Origin of the sequence: Streptomyces sp. NPDC046925 (genome assembly GCF_040644915.1) — a bacterium.
Lineage (GTDB): Bacteria > Actinomycetota > Actinomycetes > Streptomycetales > Streptomycetaceae > Streptomyces.
Map to the genome: position 1 here is coordinate 68,950 of NZ_JBEYWZ010000005.1, position 16,961 is coordinate 85,910.

The window sequence follows — 16,961 nt, forward strand, 5'->3', positions numbered from 1 at the left end:
CCGGGTCAGTGGCCGGACCAGGCCTGGTCACACGGCCGGGTCAGGCCTGGTCGCCGTTCAGGCGGCCGCTCATCCACTGCATCGCGGCGGGGATCTCACGGCGCCACGTGTTGAAGTTGTGCCCGCCGCTGTCGAGCGTGATCGACGAGACGCGCGTGGGGGACTTCACCTTGCCGATGAACTTCTCGGTGTCCCCGAAGTTGTCCTCTCCCTGCTTGCTGGTGGTGACGAGGAGGGACGTCTTGGGCGGCGGCATGTGGTCGAGGTACCACATGAGGTCGGCGCGCCGCTTCAACTCCTTGTCGCCGTGGAAGAGGTCGCCCGTCGTGACGTCGATCGGCGCCTTGTAGAACGCGGAGAGGCCCACCCCGGCGGCGTACACGTCGGGGTGATGCACGGCGAGCTTCAGGGCGCAGTAGCCGCCCGTGGAGTCGCCGATGACGCCCCAGCTCCCCGCGGTACGGCCCGCCCTGTAGTGCTCGGAGATGGCGCCGGGCAGGTCCTTGGCGAAGAACGTCTCGGCCTGCGGCCCGCCGGGGACGTCCACGCACTCCGTGTCGCGCGGCGGCGCCACGGTGGGCCGCATCATGACCAGGATCATCGGCTGCATCAGGTCCCGCTTGGCCTGCTGGTGGACGGTCTGCGGGTAGTGCAGGCCCTTGATCAGCGCCTCGGCGGTGCCGGGGTAGCCGGTGAGGACCACGGACACGGGGAACGTGCGCTTCTTGTAGCGCGGCTGGAAGTACTCGGGCGGCAGGTAGACGTACGCGGGGCTCGCTATGTCCGACTCCTTGCCGCTGACGACGACCTTCTGGATCTGGCCGCCGATCGAGGGCCGGTTGCCGCCCGGCACGTTCACCGGCCGGGTGCTGCGCAGATCGACCGGTGTGCCGCCCTTGGCGGGATCGTGGTCGACGACGACACCGGGGCTCGTCTCCTGGCCGAAGAGATCCGCCCAGGTGGCGTAGAACCCGAAGGCCTGGTTGGCGGCGAGTCCGACCGAGGCGAAGATCGCCAGCTGTGTGGCGACGAGGAGGCCGACGCGTCCGGTGACGGCCCGCCAGGAGCGCCTGGCCAGGCGCGGCCAGAGCCAGATGGTGCCGATGAACAGCGCGACGGCGAGGAGCACCGCCAACGCGAGAACCGCTTTGCCCGTCAGACCCATGGGGTGTCCTGCCTGCGCTTTCTGCCTGTTCCGTCGTTCTTTTCCAGCGGTTTTCCGGTCGGGAGTGAACCCGATTCACGAAGAGACCGTCCTAGAGGGCGCAATGTCGCCGGATGCCGTTTTGGTGCCGGATTCAAGCTCTCTCGCAGAACCACGGGATGCGATGTCTGTCAGGATAGATGCCGAAATGTCGGGTGGGGTTCCGGACCGTGAGGGCAGTCGCCCCGATGGTCGGCGCCGTACCGGCGGGCTCCGTGACGGCAGACTCGGCAGACTGCTCCGCGGCCCCCGCCCCGAGACCGTACCGACCCTCGTCGCCCGCGCCTGCGCCCTCGTGGGGCTCCTGAACATCGCGGCCGGCGTCTTCCCGCGGTTCCGCAAGAGCCGCATGCACGCCATCGCCGAGGTCCTGCCCGGCGCGCTCGGCCCCTTCGCCGCCGCGCTCGCCCTCAGTATCGGCGTCCTCCTGCTGCTGCTCGCGCACGGCCTGCGCCGCCGCAAGCGGCGCGCCTGGCGGGCCGCCGTGGTGCTGCTGCCGGTCGGTGCCGTGGCGCAGTTCGCCTACCGGCACTCGGTCATCGGCGTACTGATCTCGCTCGCGCTCCTCGCGCTGCTGCTGCGCCACCGGCGTGAGTTCGCCGCGCTGCCCGACCCGCGCAGCCGTTGGCGGGCCCTCGCCAACTTCGTGCTCCTGGGCGCCGGTTCCATCCTCCTGGGCCTGCTGATCGTCAGCGTCCATCCGCACAGGCTCGTCGGGGACCCGAGCATCACCGACCGCCTCGCCCACGTCCTGTACGGCCTGTTCGGCCTCGAAGGCCCGGTCGACTACTACGGGCGGACGTCCTGGACGGTCGCCTACTCCCTGGGCGCCCTCGGCCTGCTCACCGCGGTCACCACCATCTACCTGGCCTTCCGCCCCGAACACCCGGCCGCGCGCCTCACCGAGGACGACGAGGCGAAGCTGCGCGCCCTGCTCGACAAGCACGGCGCACGCGACTCGCTCGGCCACTTCGCGCTCCGCCGCGACAAGGGCGCCGTCTTCTCCCCCAGCGGCAAGGCGGCGGTCACCTACCGCGTCGTCTCCGGGGTGATGCTCGCGAGCGGCGACCCCATCGGCGACGTGGAGGCCTGGCCCGGCGCGATCGAACGCTTCATGGACGAGGCGAAGGCCCACTCCTGGACGCCCGCCGTCATGGGCTGCTCCGAGACCGGCGGCGAGGTCTGGACCCGCGAGACCGGCCTCGACGCCCTCGAACTGGGCGACGAGGCGGTGGTGGACGTCGCGGATTTCTCCCTGTCCGGGCGTGCGATGCGGAACGTACGCCAGATGGTCAAACGGATCGAGCGGGGTGGCTACGAGACGCGCGTACGGCGCGTGCGTGACCTCGGGGAGCGCGAGCTGGAACGGATACAGCGCGCCGCCGACGACTGGCGCGGCACCGACACCGAACGCGGCTTCTCCATGGCGCTCGGCCGCATCGGCGATCCGGACGACGGCGACTGTCTGATCGCCACCGCCCACAAAGCCGACGACGAGCCGGGCCCCTACGGAGACCTCAAGGCCGTCCTCCACTTCGTCCCCTGGGGCGAGGACGGCGTCTCCCTGGACCTCATGCGCCGCGACCGCGCCGCCGACCCCGGCATGAACGAGCTGCTCATCGTGGCCGCCCTCCAGGCCGCCCCGAAGCTCGGCATCGCGCGCGTGTCCCTCAACTTCGCGATGTTCCGCGCGGCACTCGCACGCGGCGAGAAGATCGGCGCGGGACCGGTGCTCCGTGCCTGGCGCGGACTGCTCGTCTTCCTCTCGCGCTGGTTCCAGATCGAGTCCCTGTACAAGTTCAACGCGAAGTTCCGCCCCCGCTGGGAGCCCCGCTTCGTCGTCTACCGCTCCTCCAAGGAGCTCCCCCGCATCGGCTTCGCCGCCATGCAGGCCGAGGGCTTCGTGACGCTCGCGCCACCCCGCTTCCTGCGCCGGGGGAGCGCACAGCGCCGCCCCTGCCCCCACCGCACGGCGGAGCGCGAGGTCCGGGCGGCATAGACCCCGGCCGCACGGGCCTAGGCTGGAGGCATGAGTACGTTGCGCGGGCGGGGAACGGTCGAGGGACTGCCGGAGTGGGGCCGCTGCGCGGTCATGGGGGTCGTGAACGTGACCCCGGACTCTTTCTCCGACGGGGGCCGCTGGTTCGACACCACGGCCGCCGTCAAGCATGGAATCGACCTGGTCGCACAGGGTGCCGACCTGGTCGACGTGGGGGGTGAGTCGACCCGTCCCGGCGCCTCGCGCGTCGACGAGGACGAGGAGCTGCGGCGCGTGGTCCCCGTGGTGCGCGGGCTCGCGTCCGAGGGCGTGACGGTCTCCGTGGACACGATGCGCGCCACCGTCGCCGAGCAGGCGCTCGCCGCGGGCGCCGTCCTGGTGAACGACGTCAGCGGCGGCCTCGCCGACGCGCGCATGGTCCCCGCGGTCGCCGCCGCCGGGGCGCCCTTCGTGGTGATGCACTGGCGCGGTTTCCTCACCGACATCCACGCCAAGCCTGTCTACGAGGACGTGGTCTCCGAGGTCGTCGACGAGCTCCACGCGCGCGTGGCGGCCGCCATCGAGGGCGGCATCGCCCCCGAGCGCATCGTCATCGACCCGGGCCTCGGCTTCTCCAAGGACGTCGAGCACGACCTGGCGCTCCTCGGCGGCCTCGACCGCCTCCGCGAGCTCGGCCACCCGATCCTGGTCGCCGCCTCCCGCAAGCGCTTCCTCGGCCGCGTCCTCGCGGGCCCCGAGGGCGCGCCGCCGCCCGCCCGCGAGCGTGACGCGGCCACCGCCGCCGTCTCCGCCATCGCCGCCCACCAGGGCGCCTGGGCGGTCCGTGTGCACGAGGTGCGGGCCACCGCCGACGCCGTCCGTGTCGCGCACGCCGTGACGAGCGCGGCGGGCGGTCCTCGGTGACCGGGGCCAGGACCGACGCGCAGCAGGTCGAGGCGGCCAATACCGCCTTCTACGAAGCACTGGAGCGCGGCGACTTCGACGAGCTCTCCGACCTCTGGATGGACGGGGAAGCGGCCCTGGAACCGGACGGCGGCGAAGACCCCGACGGCAGGGACGGCGAGGCCGCCGAGGACGCTGAGGCCGCCGAGGACGCCGAGGACGCCTCAGATGCCTCGCCGGACGGCGACGGAGCCGCGATCTCCTGCGTGCACCCCGGCTGGCCGGTCCTCACGGGCCGCGGCGAGGTCCTCAGGTCGTATGCGCTGATCATGGCGAACACCGAGTACATCCAGTTCTTCCTGACCGACGTGCACGTCGGTGTGGCCGGCGACACCGCCCTGGTGACCTGCACGGAGAACATCCTCAGCGGCGGCCCGCCCCCCGAGGGCGGCGGTGAACTGGGCCCGCTCGTCGGCCAGCTCGTGGTCGCCACGAATGTGTTCCGGCGCACAGTGGACGGATGGAAGCTCTGGTCGCACCACGCCTCACCCGTACTCGCCGAATCCGACGACGAAGAGAGCGAGGAGTCACCCTCCTGAGTGGGCAGGGGCGGTTGCGGGCAGCCCCCGCGGGCAAGGACTGTCAGTGCGCGCAGGTAGATTCGGTCGAGGCTGGTGTGCCGACCGCACTCGGTACAGGCCTGCCGATACCGACGATTGCAGGAGTGATTCGCGTGGATCGTGTCGCGCTGCGCGGCCTCAAGGCCCGTGGGCACCACGGTGTCTTTCCGCGGGAACGCGAAGAGGGCCAGACCTTCATCGTGGACCTGGTAATTGGCCTGGACACCCGTGCGGCCGCCGCCGACGACGACCTGGCGAAGACCGTGCACTACGGCATCGTGGCCGAGGAGGTCGTGGCCGCCGTCGAGGGCGATCCCGTCGACCTCATCGAGACGCTTGCCGAGCGCATCGCCCAGACGTGTCTCAAGCACGACGGAGTCCTGGAGGTCGAGGTGTGCGTCCACAAACCGGACGCCCCGATCACCGTGCCCTTCGACGACGTGACCGTCACCATCACCCGGAGCCGAGTATGACCGCGTTTTCCACGCAAGGGCAGAGCGACCCGACCGTCCAGCCGGTGCCCACCGCCGTGGTGCAGCAGGTCGACGCAGCCGACACCACGCTCTCCAACCCGAAACGCGCCGTGATCTCCCTCGGCAGCAATCTCGGCAACCGCCTGGAGACGCTGCAGGGGGCCGTAGACGCCCTGGAGGACACCCCCGGCCTGCGCGTCAAGGCCGTCTCTCCCGTGTACGAGACGGAGCCCTGGGGCGTCGAGCCGGACAGCCAGCCGTCGTACTTCAACGCGGTCGTCGTGGTGAAGACGACCCTGCCGCCCTCCTCGCTCCTGGAGCGGGCGCACGCCATCGAGGAGGCCTTCCACCGCGTCCGGGACGAGCGCTGGGCCGCCCGCACGATCGACGTCGACATCGTGGCGTACGCGGACGTCGTCTCGGACGACCCGGTCCTCACGCTCCCCCACCCGCGTGCGCACGAGCGCGCCTTCGTCCTCGCCCCCTGGCACGACGTGGAGCCCGAGGCGCAGCTCGCGGGACGCGGCGCGGTCGCCGACCTGCTTGCCAAGGTCACCCGGGACGGCGTCGCCCCCCGTGTCGACCTGGAACTCCGGCTGCCCGAATAGTCGTTAGGGTCTAACGGACCCGCACGACGAGAAGCGGGTCCGTTAGACGAAGAAGGCGACGAAGGGTCATCCGTGGAGCAGCTGCGCATCAGGACACTGGCCGGCGTCTTCGTGGTGGCCGGGGTGCTGTCCTGGGCGGGCGCCCGGCTGTGGGACTCCGTGGGCACGCTGCCCCGGGTCCCGCTGGCCGCGCCCATCGTGCTCGCGGTGATCGCGGCGGTGCTCCTCGCCACGGCGCTCTCGCTGCGCGCCCGGCTGCGCGCCCAGCGTGAGCGGCGTCCCGGAGCCAAGGGCGTCGAGCCGATGATGGCCGCGCGTGCCGTCGTCTTCGGTCAGGCGAGCGCCCTGGTCGCCGCCCTCGTCGCCGGGATGTACGGCGGCACGGGCGCCTTCCTCCTGGAGTATCTGGACGTCCCGTCCCGCCGCGACCAGGCGATCTACGCCGGCCTCTCGGTCCTTGCGGGCATCGCGGTGATAGCGGCCGCGTTCTTCCTGGAGCGGGTCTGCAGGCTCCCGGAGGACGAGGACGAGCACGGCGGGACGGCTACAGCCGCCTGAAGGCAAGCGCCCCCGAAGGGGCGCGCCTATCGGGCCATGATCAGGCTCATCGCCTCATTGCGCGTCGCGGGGTCACGGAGCTGGCCCCGGACCGCCGACGTGATCGTCTTGGCGCCGGGCTTGCGCACCCCGCGCATGGTCATGCACATGTGCTCGCACTCCACGACCACGATGACGCCGCGCGGCTCCAGAATCTCCATCAGGGAGTCCGCGATCTGCGTGGTCAGCCGCTCCTGGACCTGCGGACGGCGCGCGTACACGTCCACGAGGCGGGCGAGCTTGGACAGGCCGGTGATCTTCCCGTCGGACGACGGGATGTAACCGACGTGCGCGACGCCGTGGAACGGCACCAGGTGGTGCTCGCAGGAGCTCTGCACCTCGATGTCCTTCACCAGGACCATCTCGTCGTGACCGAGGTCGAACGTCGTCGTCAGAACGTCCTCGGGCTTGAGCCACAGTCCGCCGAATATCTCCTTGTACGCGCGAGCCACGCGCCCGGGGGTCTCCCGCAGGCCCTCACGGTCCGGGTCCTCGCCGACCGCGATCAACAGCTCGCGCACGGCGTTCTCGGCCCGCTTCTCGTCGAACACGCCGATCGTGCCCTCGCCGTCCAGCGTCACGGGATCGGTCATGTGTGCCTCGTTCCTAGCGTTCCACGCATCAGCGCGTCTGTGCGTACGAAAAAACTGCGCCCCCCAGGCTAGAACCAGGGGGGCGCAGCTTCCATTCCGGGCCTGCTGGGACGCCGGGGATCAGCTCCGGGAATCAGCTCTCGGGGCGATCTTCCTTCGTCACGTCGACGGGGGTCTCCGTCGGACCCGCGGTCACCGCGGGTGTGGCGCCGTTCGCACCGTTCGTCAGCGACAGCTCCCGGGGGGAGAGCACCGGCGGGCGGGTCGAGGGCGTGCGCCGCGAGGAACCGGTCCACGCCGGGCGGGCCGGACGCTTCACGATGCCTGCGAAGACCTCGGCGATCTGCTCCTTGTTGAGCGTCTCCTTCTCGAGGAGCTGGAGGACCAGGTTGTCGAGAACGTCGCGGTTCTCGACGAGGATCTCCCAGGCCTCGTTGTGCGCGGTCTCGATGAGCTTCTTGACCTCTTCGTCGACCAGCGCGGCGACTTCTTCGGAGTAGTCGCGCGGGTGGCCCATCTCGCGGCCGAGGAACGGCTCGGTGTTGTCACCGCCGAACTTGATCGCGCCGAGCCGCTCGGTCATGCCGTACTGCGTGACCATGGCACGTGCGGTGGCGGTGGCCTTCTCGATGTCGTTCGCCGCGCCCGTCGTCGGGTCGTGGAAGACGAGCTCCTCGGCCGCGCGCCCGCCCAGCATGTACGCGAGCTGGTCGAGCATTTCGTTGCGCGTGGTCGAGTACTTGTCCTCGTCCGGCAGGACCATCGTGTAACCGAGAGCACGGCCTCTGGAGAGGATCGTGATCTTGTGCACCGGGTCCGAGTTCGGAGACGCCGCCGCGACCAGGGCGTGACCGCCCTCGTGATACGCGGTGATCTTCTTCTCCTTGTCGGACATGATCCGCGTCCGCTTCTGCGGACCGGCCACGACACGGTCGATCGCCTCGTCGAGCGAGTGGTTGTCGATCAGCTTCCGGTCGCCGCGCGCCGTGAGGAGCGCCGCTTCGTTCAGCACGTTCGACAGGTCGGCGCCCGTGAAGCCCGGCGTACGCCGCGCCACTGCGCCGAGGTCGACGTCCGGGGCGACCGGCTTGCCCTTCTGGTGAACCTTGAGGATCTCCAGACGGCCCTGCATGTCCGGACGGTCCACCGCGATCTGGCGGTCGAAACGGCCGGGACGAAGGAGTGCCGGGTCGAGGATGTCGGGGCGGTTCGTGGCGGCGATCAGAATGACGCCGCCCTTCACGTCGAAGCCGTCCATCTCGACGAGCAGCTGGTTCAGCGTCTGCTCGCGCTCGTCGTGACCGCCGCCCATGCCGGCGCCGCGGTGGCGGCCGACGGCGTCGATCTCGTCGACGAAGACGATCGCCGGGGCGTTCGCCTTGGCCTGCTCGAAGAGGTCACGCACACGCGAGGCACCGACACCGACGAACATCTCGACGAAGTCGGAACCGGAGATCGAGTAGAAGGGGACGCCTGCCTCGCCCGCGACGGCGCGCGCGAGCAGCGTCTTGCCCGTACCGGGAGGCCCGTAGAGGAGCACGCCCTTGGGGATCTTGGCTCCGACGGCCTGGAACTTCGCCGGCTCCTGGAGGAACTCCTTGATCTCGTGGAGTTCCTCGACGGCCTCGTCCGAACCGGCCACATCCGAGAACGTCGTCTTCGGAGTGTCCTTGGTGATGAGCTTGGCCTTGGACTTCCCGAACTGCATGACCCGGGAGCCGCCGCCCTGCATCTGATTCATCAGGAACAGGAAGACGACGACGATCAGTACGAAGGGGAGCAGGGAAAGCAGGATGCCGACGAACGGGTTCTGCTTCGACGGCGAGACGGTATAACCGTCCGGGATCTTCTTGTCCTGGTACTTGGTCTGCAAGGTCTTGGCGATGTCGACACCTTGGTTGCCGATGTAGCTCGCCTGGATCTTGCTGCTGTCCTTGACCTTCTGGCCGTCCTTGAGCTCGACCTTGATGGTCGACTCATCACCGGTGGTGAGCTTGGCGGACTCGACCTTGTCGTCGTTGATCGCCTGCACAACCTGGCCGGTGTCCACCGTCTTGTAGCCACCGGACGAACCGACGACCTGCATCAACACGACCACGGCAAGGACGGCCAGCACGATCCACATGACTGGCCCACGGAAGTATCGCTTCACGTCCATCCATACGGAGCGATGACGCCCCGTCCCTCCTGCCATAGTGAGTTTGATAAAGACTGTTCTTCGGACGGTACCCCAGCATTGTCACCCGAAGTCGCACGGGACGGCTGACAAACCCGTCTTCGCATGCTCCAACGCAGGGAAACGGGTGAGGGTTCCCGGCCGCCTCCGAGGAGTTGGCCGGGGGCCGGGTGATCAGCCGCCGTAGACGTGCGGAGCGAGGGTGCCGACGAACGGCAGGTTGCGGTACTTCTCCGCGTAGTCCAGGCCGTACCCGATGACGAACTCGTTCGGGATGTCGAAGCCGACCCACTCCACGTCGATCGCGACCTTGGCCGCCTCGGGCTTGCGGAGCAGCGTGCACACCTTCAGCGACGCGGGCTCGCGCGAGCCGAGGTTGGAGAGCAGCCAGGACAGCGTCAGACCGGAGTCGATGATGTCCTCGACGATCAGGACGTGCTTGCCCTTGATGTCGGTGTCCAGGTCCTTCAGGATCCGCACGACCCCGGAGGACTGGGTGCCCGCGCCGTACGACGACACGGCCATCCAGTCCATGGTGAGCGGGGTGGACAGCGCACGCGCCAGGTCCGCCATGACCATCACCGCGCCCTTGAGCACGCCGACGATCAGCAGGTCCTTGCCCGCGTACTCCGCGTCGATCTTCGCCGCCAGCTCAGCCAGCTTCGCGTCGATCTCTTCCTTGGTGATGAGCACCGACTGAAGATCGGTGCCCATGTCTTTCGCGTCCACCCGCATCACTTTCGGTCGTCCGTCACACCGGCTGTGCAGAGCCCGGGGGCCCCTCGGTCAACAGCCTTGCCGGATCACCAGTCTGCCACCCTGGCGCTGGGCGACGACTTTGCCCGGGAGATTGATGGCTCCCTGGCCGCGCCAGCCCGTGATCAGGCGGTCGACCTCTTCGAGATGCCGGGCGAAGAGCGCGCCGGCCGGGGCGCCCGCGTCGATGGCGGCACGGCGCACGATCCGGCGGCGCACGGCGGGCGGCAGGGCGTAGAGCTTGGCGCACTCGAGGAGTCCGGCGGCGTCGCGCACGGAGGCCTCCGCCTGCGCGGCCCAGTGGTCCAGGGCGTCGGCGTCATCCCGGGACAACTGGGCCGTACGGGCGAGTGCTTCCACGACGCCCTTGCCGAGCGCCTTCTCCAGGGCGGGCAGTCCTTCGTGCCGCAGCCGGGAGCGCGTGTAGGCGGGGTCGGTGTTGTGCGGGTCGTCCCAGACGGGCAGCGACTGGACCATGCAGGCCTTGCGGGCCGTCTGCCGGTCGATGTGCAGGAAGGGGCGGCGGTAGCGCCGGTCGGCGCCCGGTCCGCCGGAGACGGCGGCCATCCCGGACAGGGAGCGGATGCCGGAGCCGCGGGCGAGACCGAGCAGGACGGTCTCCGCCTGGTCGTCGCGGGTGTGGCCGAGCAGGATCGCGGAGGCGCCGTGGCGGTCGGCCGCGGCGTCGAGCGCGCCGTATCTCGCGTCGCGGGCCGCGGCTTCGGGGCCGCCGTCCCGCCCGACGTCGACGGCGACGGACTCGATCGGGTCGAGCCCGAGAGCCGTGAGCCGCGAGACGACCTCGGCGGCGCGCAGATCGGAACCGTCCTGCAGTCCGTGGTCGACGGTGACGCCGCCGGCGCGGATGCCGAGTTTGGGGGCCTCGAAGGCGAGGGCGGAGGCGAGCGCCATGGAGTCGGCGCCGCCGGAGCACGCGACGAGCACGAGTGGCGACGCGGCCGGCTCGCGTGGAGGGTGGGGGTGAGCAGGGCTCGGGGGGACGTGCTCGGGGATGCGCTGTGCTTCGGGGCGCAGGGCTTCGGAGCGCTGTGGATCGGCGCTCGGGGCTTCGGTGCGCTGTACGTCGGTCAGTACGTCGTGGAGTACGCGGCGGACCGCCAGGCGTATCGCCGCGACCGCAGGATGGGGACCCATGTCCGGTTCCCTTCATGAAGTTCGGGGGTGAGCCTCGGACCTGTCACTCAGGACCACTCTCGGGAGATCGGGCCTCAGACAGATCCCACGAGGTTAGTCACTCAGAGTGTGTCGATGGTGACAGAGCCGAGCCGTTCCCCGAGCATTGCACGCTCACCCATGGCTCACGGTCCCTCGGACGGGTGATAGCGGAGGCGTTCTCCTGCCATCGGCCGCAACTCGCTCCTTTACTGCGCTCACTCCCCCTTACGGTGCACCCGCGCGACCCAGTCCGCCGGTTTGGCGATCTCCGACTTGGTGGGCAGTGTGTTCGGCGACGTCCATACGCGGTTGAATCCGTCCATTCCGACCTCGCCGACGACGGCGCGCACGAAGCGCTCGCCGTCGCGGTATTGGCGCAATTTCGCGTCCAGGCCGAGCAGCTTGCGCAGTGCCTGGTCCAGGCGGCTCGCGCCACGCGCCCTGCGCTGCTGGAACTTCTCCCGGATCTCGCCGACGGAGGGCACCACGTCAGGGCCCACTCCGTCCATCACGAAGTCCGCGTGGCCTTCGAGCAGCGACATGACGGCCGTGAGGCGGGCCAGGATCTCTCGCTGGGCGGGGGTCTGCACCAGCTCCACGAGGGAGCGGCCTCCGTCGTCCTCCTCGGCCTCGGGGCGGCCGCCGGCCAGCGACTGGGCCGTCTCCCTGATGCGCTCCAGGACCGTCATCGGGTCGACCTCGGTCTCCGAGAGGAACGCCTGGATCTCGCCTTCGAGGTGGTCGCGCAGCCAGGGCACGGCCGAGAACTGGGTGCGGTGCGTCTCCTCGTGCAGGCAGACCCAGAGCCTGAAGTCATGGGGGTCCACGTCGAGTTCGCGCTCGACGTGCACGATGTTCGGGGCCACGAGCAGGAGCCTGCCGCCGCCGCCCTCCCCTGCCGGGAGGTCGCGGGTGGCCGGGGCGAAGGTCTCGTACTGCCCGAGGACGCGCGAGGCGAGGAAGGAGAGCAGCATGCCCAGCTCGACGCCGGTCACCTTGCCGCCGACCGCGCCGAGCATGGCGCCGCCGGGGCCGCTGCGGCGGTCCTGCATCTTGTCCAGGAGGGGCTTGAGGATCTCCCGGAAACCGGCGACGTTCGCCTTGATCCACCCGGCCCGGTCGACGACGAGCACCGGGGTGTCGTGAATGTCGTCCGTGCCCATCCGGGTGAAGGAACGGACGTGCTCCTCCGAGGACTTCGCATGCTTCCGGAGCTCGGCGACGATGGCCCTTGCCTCGTCCCGGCTCACTTCTGGACCCGGCCGGACGAGCCGGGTCGCGGTCGCCACCGCGAGATTCCAGTCGACCATCTCCGCACCACCGATGCTCGTCATGCGTCAACGGTACGTGGTCGACCCCACCTACGGAGGGGGTTGACCCCCGAGATTGCCCTACTCCGGGCCCGTAGGGGCTCAGCGGGAAGCGATTGCTCCCTGAGACAGCCGCCACCCCACCGGCCCGACACCCCGGGCAAAACCGCGCCCCACCGGCCGGGGGCTCGGGGGTCGTCCCCCGAAAAACGCAGTCAGTCGACCATCTCCGCACCACCGATGCTCCCCACACCCCGACCACCCGCGGCCGACCCCACCCCCAAAGGGAGCAGGCCCCGGCTTGACCCGCTCCGGGCCCGTAGGGGCTCCAACCGCACGTGGCCGGCACCGCTCACGGGCGGGGCCGGCCTCCGAGATGGCACCACTCCGGGTCTGTAGTCGGTCAGCGGGACCAATGGGGCCCATGAGGCGCCTGCGGACGCGGTGACGGTCAGTGCGGGCGCCCGCGTGGGGAGCAGCCGAGAGCAGGGGAACCCCCCGGCGTCAGCGGCAGCCGCACTTCGCTACCGCTGAGGCCATTTTGTCCAGGGCCGACTGGGCCGCCTTGGGGTCGGTCGTGCCCGTGGTCATGAAGGCGAAGACCAGGAGTCGGCCGTCCGTGTCGACGACCGTGCCCGCGAGGGTGTTCACACCGGTCAGGGTGCCGGTCTTGGCGCGTACGACGCCGGTGCCCGGCGAGTCCTTGGGGTAGCGGTCGACCAGGGTTCCGGTGAAGCCCGCCACGGGCAGGCCCGTCACCACCGAGCGCAGTTCGGGGCGGGCCGGGTCGGCGGCGCGAGCGAGGAGCGCGGCGAGCAGCTCGGCGGAGCTGCGGTCGGCCCGGTCAAGGCCGCTCCCGTCGGCGAACTTCGTACCGTCGAGCGGCACCTGCGCCTTCTTGAGCTGGGCGTCGATCGCCCGCCCCGCGCCGTCGAAGCTCACCGGCTCCTTGGAGGCGAGCGCCGTATGGCGGGCCAGCGCCTCGGCGATGTCGTTGTCGCTGTGCGTCAGCATCCGCTCGACGAGGGCGGACAGCGGCGGCGACTCCACCTTGGCGAGGGACTCGGCGCGGTCGGTCGCCGCGGACGGCCCCGGCTCCGCGTCCGCGTCCTTCTTGTCGCCCTTGCCCTTCTTCCCCTTCTCCCCCTCTTTCCCCTTCGCCTCGATGCCGATCCCCTCGTCCTCCAGGAAGCCCGCGAACTTCTTCGCCGCGTCCGCCGCCGGTTCGGCCGAGCGCGGCGCGGGGCCGCTGGAGGAGTCGTCGAGGCGGCCCTCGTCGGCCATCAGGGCGCTGACCAGCGTGAGGTTCTCGTTCGGGCCGATGGGGTGCTGCTGCTCTCCCGAGTACAGCGAGGTGTCGTACGAGAGGGACACCTTGTCCGCGCCGCGGTCCTTCAGGGCGCGCGCGGTGTCCTTGGCCAGGTCGCGCAGGCTCGCGGCGCTCTTCGCGTAGGGACCGTCCTTGCGGGCGGTGAGCGTGGGATCGCCGCCTCCCACCAGGACGACGTCGTTCGAATCCGGCTCGATGACCGTCTTCGTGGCGATGCGGTGGTCGGCCCCCGCCGAGGTGAGCGCCGCGACCGCGGTGGCGATCTTGGTGGTGGACGCGGGCGTCAGGGCATCCCCGCCGCCCTTGCCGTAGACCCGGCGCCCGCTGCCCGCGTCGATGACGACCGCCGAGCGCTCGGGCCCGAGGGCCTTGTCCTTCAGGAGGGGATCGAGGACGGCCGCGAGCGCCTTGGTGTCCGGAGCGGGCGCGGAGCCGCCGTGCGAGGACCCCGCGGGCACGCCGAGCCCCCTGAGCACGGAAGGGGCGCTCGGGGCGGCCTCGGGCTCCCCGCCGGACGCACCGCCGCCGTGATCTGTGCCACCCCCGGCCTCCCGGGAAGCCGCCCAGTCCCGCTCGGCCGTACGCTGACCGGAGGAGTCCCAGGGGCCGGCCGCGGCCACCGCACCGGCCGCGATCGCGATTCCGACGGTGGCGGCACCCGCCGTGAGCTGCCAGGTCTTGAGTTTCGCAGGATTCTTGAGAGCGGCAGGGATCTTGGGAGCCGAGAGCTCGGGAAGCTGCCGCAGCAGTTTCCCGACGTGCTGCCGGGTCTGCTGCCAAGGCTTGAGCTCAGGCACGACGACCAGCCCCTTTCGCGATCACACATCTGCGTGAGGGACACTTAACCACCCGAAGTATGTGCTGATCATGGAGGAGCCACCCGTGGAGTTCGACGTCACCATCGAGATTCCGAAGGGTTCGCGGAACAAGTACGAGGTGGACCACGAGACCGGCCGGATCCGCTTGGACCGTCGCCTCTTCACGTCGACCAGCTACCCCGCGGACTACGGCTTCGTCGAGAACACCCTCGGCGAGGACGGTGACCCGCTGGACGCCCTCGTCATCCTGGACGAGCCGACCTTCCCGGGCTGCCTCATCAAGTGCCGCGCGATCGGCATGTTCCGGATGACCGACGAGGCGGGCGGCGACGACAAGCTGCTCTGCGTCCCGGCCTCGGACCCCCGCGTGGAGCACCTGCGCGACATCCACCACGTCTCCGAGTTCGACCGCCTGGAGATCCAGCACTTCTTCGAGGTCTACAAGGACCTGGAGCCCGGCAAGTCCGTCGAGGGCGCCGACTGGGTCGGCCGCGCGGACGCCGAGGCCGAGATCGAGAAGTCGTACAAGCGTGCGGAGGCGCAGGGCCACTGAGTGCCCCGCTTCCGACTCTGACGGGCCGCGCGATCTTCACGTAGACCGCGCGGCCCGTTCGCGTATCTGTGCGCATACTGTTCGTACTGGAGGTGCACAAGGTACGTATGTATGTGGGAGCGAGGCAGTGAAAGTGGCTGACCAGGAGGCCGAAGACCGCAAACCGCAGTCGGACGAGGCACGGAGTGCGTTCACTCAGCCCACCGGCGTGCTGCCGCAGCCACCGGCACCCGAGGACGAGTCGCAGACGACGTCGGAGTTCGCGATCCCCACCGGTCTGGGGAGCCTCGCGTCGCTGCCGAACTCCTCGACCACCCAGGAGACCGAGAAGTCGGCGTTCACGACGCCGAACACATACAGCGCCCGCAACGCGCCGGCCGCCTTCACTCCCCCGCAGGGCATACCTCTGGTGAAGCTCACCAAGGAGACGCCCTGGCAGGACCAGATGCGCACGATGCTGCGCATGCCCGTGGCCGAGCGGCCCACTCCGGAGGCCACGCAGCGGCACGAGGACGAGACCGGGCCCGCCGTGCCGCGCGTGCTCGACCTGACGCTGCGTATCGGCGAACTGCTGCTCGCGGGCGGCGAGGGCGCCGAGGACGTGGAGGCGGCGATGTTCGCCGTCTGCCGCAGCTACGGCCTGGACCGCTGCGAGCCGACCGTGACGTTCACTCTGCTCTCGATCTCGTACCAGCCGTCCCTGGTGGACGACCCGGTCACGGCATCGAGGACGGTGCGGCGCCGGGGCACCGACTACACCCGTCTGGCGGCCGTCTTCCAACTGGTGGACGACATCAGCGACACGGACGTCGAGGTCTCCCTGGAGGAGGCCTACCGCACGCTCGCGGGCATCCGCCGTAACCGCCACCCCTACCCCGGCTGGGCCCTCACGGCCGCCGGCGGTCTTCTCGCGGGCTCGGCGTCCGTGCTCGTCGGCGGTGGCGCCCTGGTCTTCCTGGTCGCGGCGTTCGGCGCCATGCTCGGCGACCGTCTCGCCTGGCTGTGCGCGGGCCGCGGGCTGCCGGAGTTCTACCAGTTCGTGGGCGCCGCGATGCCGCCCGCGGTGATGGGCGTGACGCTCAGCCTCGTGCACTCCCAGGAGGTCAACGCCTCCGCGGTGATCACGGGTGGGCTCTTCGCCCTGATCCCGGGAAGAGCCCTGGTCGCCGGTGTCCAGGACGGCCTGACCGGCTACTACATCACGGCGGCGGCCCGCCTCCTGGAGGTCTGCTATCTCGTCGTGGGCATCGTCTGCGGCGTGCTGCTCGTCCTGTCGCTCGGCGTGATGCTGGACGCGACGAGCCTGCAGCCGGAGACGACGTTCGTGGCGGTCGACTCGCGCCCGGTGATCCAGATCCTGGCGTCAATGGCGCTGAGCCTCGCCTTCGCGATACTGCTCCAGCAGGAACGTCACACCGTGCTGATCGTGACCCTGAACGGCGGTATCGCCTGGGTCATGTACGGAGCACTCGCGCAGACGTCCATCGAGCTCTCGCCGGTCGCGGCGACGGCCATCGCGGCCGGGCTCGTCGGCCTCTTCGGGCAGCTGTTCTCGCGCTACCGCTTCGCCTCTTCGCTGCCGTACGTCACGGCGGCCATCGGCCCGCTGCTGCCCGGTAGCGCGACGTACTTCGGACTGCTCGCCCTGGCCCAGAACGACATGACCACGGGCCTCAACTCGCTCACCAAGGCGGCGGCGACGGCGCTGGCCATCGCGATCGGCGTGAACCTCGGCAGCGAGGTCTCCCGCCTGATCCTGAAGGTGCCGGGCGCCACTTCTGCGGCGAACCGCCGTGCGGCGAAGCGGACGCGAGGATTCTGACCGGAGGCCCGGTCGGCCCCTTCGGGGGCTTCGCCCCCGGACCC

Annotated in this window: 15 protein-coding genes; 8 read left to right on the forward strand and 7 right to left on the reverse strand. The window is 70.2% G+C overall.

What is annotated here, in order from left to right:
- Positions 1-40 precede the first annotated feature (40 nt).
- Positions 41-1,165 carry an alpha/beta hydrolase-fold protein gene (locus ABZ906_RS21785; protein WP_361384984.1) on the reverse strand — a complete coding sequence of 375 codons (1,125 nt, stop codon included), beginning with the start codon at positions 1,163-1,165 and terminating at the stop codon, positions 41-43.
- A gap of 163 nt (positions 1,166-1,328) precedes the next feature.
- Here ABZ906_RS21785 and ABZ906_RS21790 point away from each other — a divergent pair, with 163 nt between their 5' ends.
- From ABZ906_RS21790 to ABZ906_RS21815, 6 genes are all read left to right on the forward strand, one after another.
- A complete protein-coding gene (locus tag ABZ906_RS21790; RefSeq protein WP_361384987.1) occupies positions 1,329-3,203 on the forward strand; it encodes a phosphatidylglycerol lysyltransferase domain-containing protein in 1,875 nt (624 codons plus the stop codon).
- Positions 3,204-3,233: 30 nt separating this feature from the next.
- Entirely contained in the window at positions 3,234-4,106 is an 873-nt protein-coding gene (gene folP / locus ABZ906_RS21795) for a dihydropteroate synthase (RefSeq protein WP_361191080.1), read from the forward strand.
- Positions 4,103-4,684: a nuclear transport factor 2 family protein gene (locus tag ABZ906_RS21800; protein ID WP_361384990.1), complete on the forward strand. Its 582-nt coding sequence runs from the start codon at positions 4,103-4,105 to the stop codon at positions 4,682-4,684. The genes folP and ABZ906_RS21800 overlap by 4 nt, the downstream gene beginning before the upstream one ends.
- A 134-nt stretch (positions 4,685-4,818) precedes the next feature.
- Positions 4,819-5,178, forward strand: a complete 360-nt coding sequence (gene folB / locus ABZ906_RS21805) for a dihydroneopterin aldolase (RefSeq protein WP_361191074.1) — start codon at positions 4,819-4,821, stop codon at positions 5,176-5,178.
- Positions 5,175-5,786, forward strand: a complete 612-nt coding sequence (gene folK, locus ABZ906_RS21810; RefSeq protein WP_361191072.1) for a 2-amino-4-hydroxy-6-hydroxymethyldihydropteridine diphosphokinase — start codon at positions 5,175-5,177, stop codon at positions 5,784-5,786. Before folB ends, folK begins: the two co-directional genes overlap by 4 nt.
- Positions 5,787-5,858: 72 nt before the next feature.
- The gene (locus ABZ906_RS21815) at positions 5,859-6,344 is read left to right on the forward strand and encodes a DUF3180 domain-containing protein (RefSeq protein ID WP_361191069.1); all 486 of its coding nucleotides are present in this window, start codon (positions 5,859-5,861) and stop codon (positions 6,342-6,344) included.
- Between the two features lie 26 nt (positions 6,345-6,370).
- Here the strand turns inward: ABZ906_RS21815 and folE are convergent, their stop codons facing one another.
- From folE to dacB, 6 genes are all read right to left on the reverse strand, one after another.
- Entirely contained in the window at positions 6,371-6,976 is a 606-nt protein-coding gene (gene folE, locus ABZ906_RS21820) for a GTP cyclohydrolase I FolE (RefSeq protein ID WP_361191067.1), read from the reverse strand.
- Between the two features lie 133 nt (positions 6,977-7,109).
- Positions 7,110-9,134 carry an ATP-dependent zinc metalloprotease FtsH gene (gene ftsH / locus ABZ906_RS21825; RefSeq protein ID WP_361191064.1) on the reverse strand — a complete coding sequence of 675 codons (2,025 nt, stop codon included), beginning with the start codon at positions 9,132-9,134 and terminating at the stop codon, positions 7,110-7,112.
- Positions 9,135-9,326: 192 nt separating this feature from the next.
- Positions 9,327-9,887, reverse strand: a complete 561-nt coding sequence (hpt, locus tag ABZ906_RS21830) for a hypoxanthine phosphoribosyltransferase (RefSeq protein WP_135330538.1) — start codon at positions 9,885-9,887, stop codon at positions 9,327-9,329.
- A gap of 51 nt (positions 9,888-9,938) precedes the next feature.
- Entirely contained in the window at positions 9,939-11,063 is a 1,125-nt protein-coding gene (tilS, locus tag ABZ906_RS21835; RefSeq protein ID WP_361384993.1) for a tRNA lysidine(34) synthetase TilS, read from the reverse strand.
- A 236-nt stretch (positions 11,064-11,299) separates the two neighbouring features.
- The gene (locus ABZ906_RS21840) at positions 11,300-12,418 is read right to left on the reverse strand and encodes a zinc-dependent metalloprotease (RefSeq protein ID WP_361191060.1); all 1,119 of its coding nucleotides are present in this window, start codon (positions 12,416-12,418) and stop codon (positions 11,300-11,302) included.
- Positions 12,419-12,898: 480 nt separating this feature from the next.
- The gene (gene dacB / locus ABZ906_RS21845) at positions 12,899-14,521 is read right to left on the reverse strand and encodes a D-alanyl-D-alanine carboxypeptidase/D-alanyl-D-alanine-endopeptidase (protein WP_361384996.1); all 1,623 of its coding nucleotides are present in this window, start codon (positions 14,519-14,521) and stop codon (positions 12,899-12,901) included.
- An 85-nt stretch (positions 14,522-14,606) separates the two neighbouring features.
- Here dacB and ABZ906_RS21850 point away from each other — a divergent pair, with 85 nt between their 5' ends.
- Together ABZ906_RS21850 and ABZ906_RS21855 are read left to right on the forward strand one after the other, a co-directional pair.
- The gene (locus ABZ906_RS21850) at positions 14,607-15,095 is read left to right on the forward strand and encodes an inorganic diphosphatase (protein WP_135330561.1); all 489 of its coding nucleotides are present in this window, start codon (positions 14,607-14,609) and stop codon (positions 15,093-15,095) included.
- A 133-nt stretch (positions 15,096-15,228) separates the two neighbouring features.
- Positions 15,229-16,917 carry a threonine/serine exporter family protein gene (locus ABZ906_RS21855; protein WP_361191056.1) on the forward strand — a complete coding sequence of 563 codons (1,689 nt, stop codon included), beginning with the start codon at positions 15,229-15,231 and terminating at the stop codon, positions 16,915-16,917.
- The last annotated feature ends 44 nt before the right edge of the window (positions 16,918-16,961 follow it).

Excerpts from the sequence above, each read along its gene's own strand:
- folP (WP_361191080.1), top strand. The coding sequence starts at position 3,234 with ATGAGTACGTTGCGCGGGCGGGGAACGGTCGAGGGACTGCCGGAGTGG.
- folE (WP_361191067.1), bottom strand. The coding sequence starts at position 6,976 with ATGACCGATCCCGTGACGCTGGACGGCGAGGGCACGATCGGCGTGTTC.
- ABZ906_RS21840 (WP_361191060.1), bottom strand. The coding sequence starts at position 12,418 with ATGACGAGCATCGGTGGTGCGGAGATGGTCGACTGGAATCTCGCGGTG.
- ftsH (WP_361191064.1), bottom strand. The coding sequence starts at position 9,134 with ATGGACGTGAAGCGATACTTCCGTGGGCCAGTCATGTGGATCGTGCTG.
- folK (WP_361191072.1), top strand. The coding sequence starts at position 5,175 with ATGACCGCGTTTTCCACGCAAGGGCAGAGCGACCCGACCGTCCAGCCG.
- tilS (WP_361384993.1), bottom strand. The coding sequence starts at position 11,063 with ATGGGTCCCCATCCTGCGGTCGCGGCGATACGCCTGGCGGTCCGCCGC.
- hpt (WP_135330538.1), bottom strand. The coding sequence starts at position 9,887 with ATGCGGGTGGACGCGAAAGACATGGGCACCGATCTTCAGTCGGTGCTC.
- ABZ906_RS21790 (WP_361384987.1), top strand. The coding sequence starts at position 1,329 with ATGTCTGTCAGGATAGATGCCGAAATGTCGGGTGGGGTTCCGGACCGT.
- ABZ906_RS21785 (WP_361384984.1), bottom strand. The coding sequence starts at position 1,165 with ATGGGTCTGACGGGCAAAGCGGTTCTCGCGTTGGCGGTGCTCCTCGCC.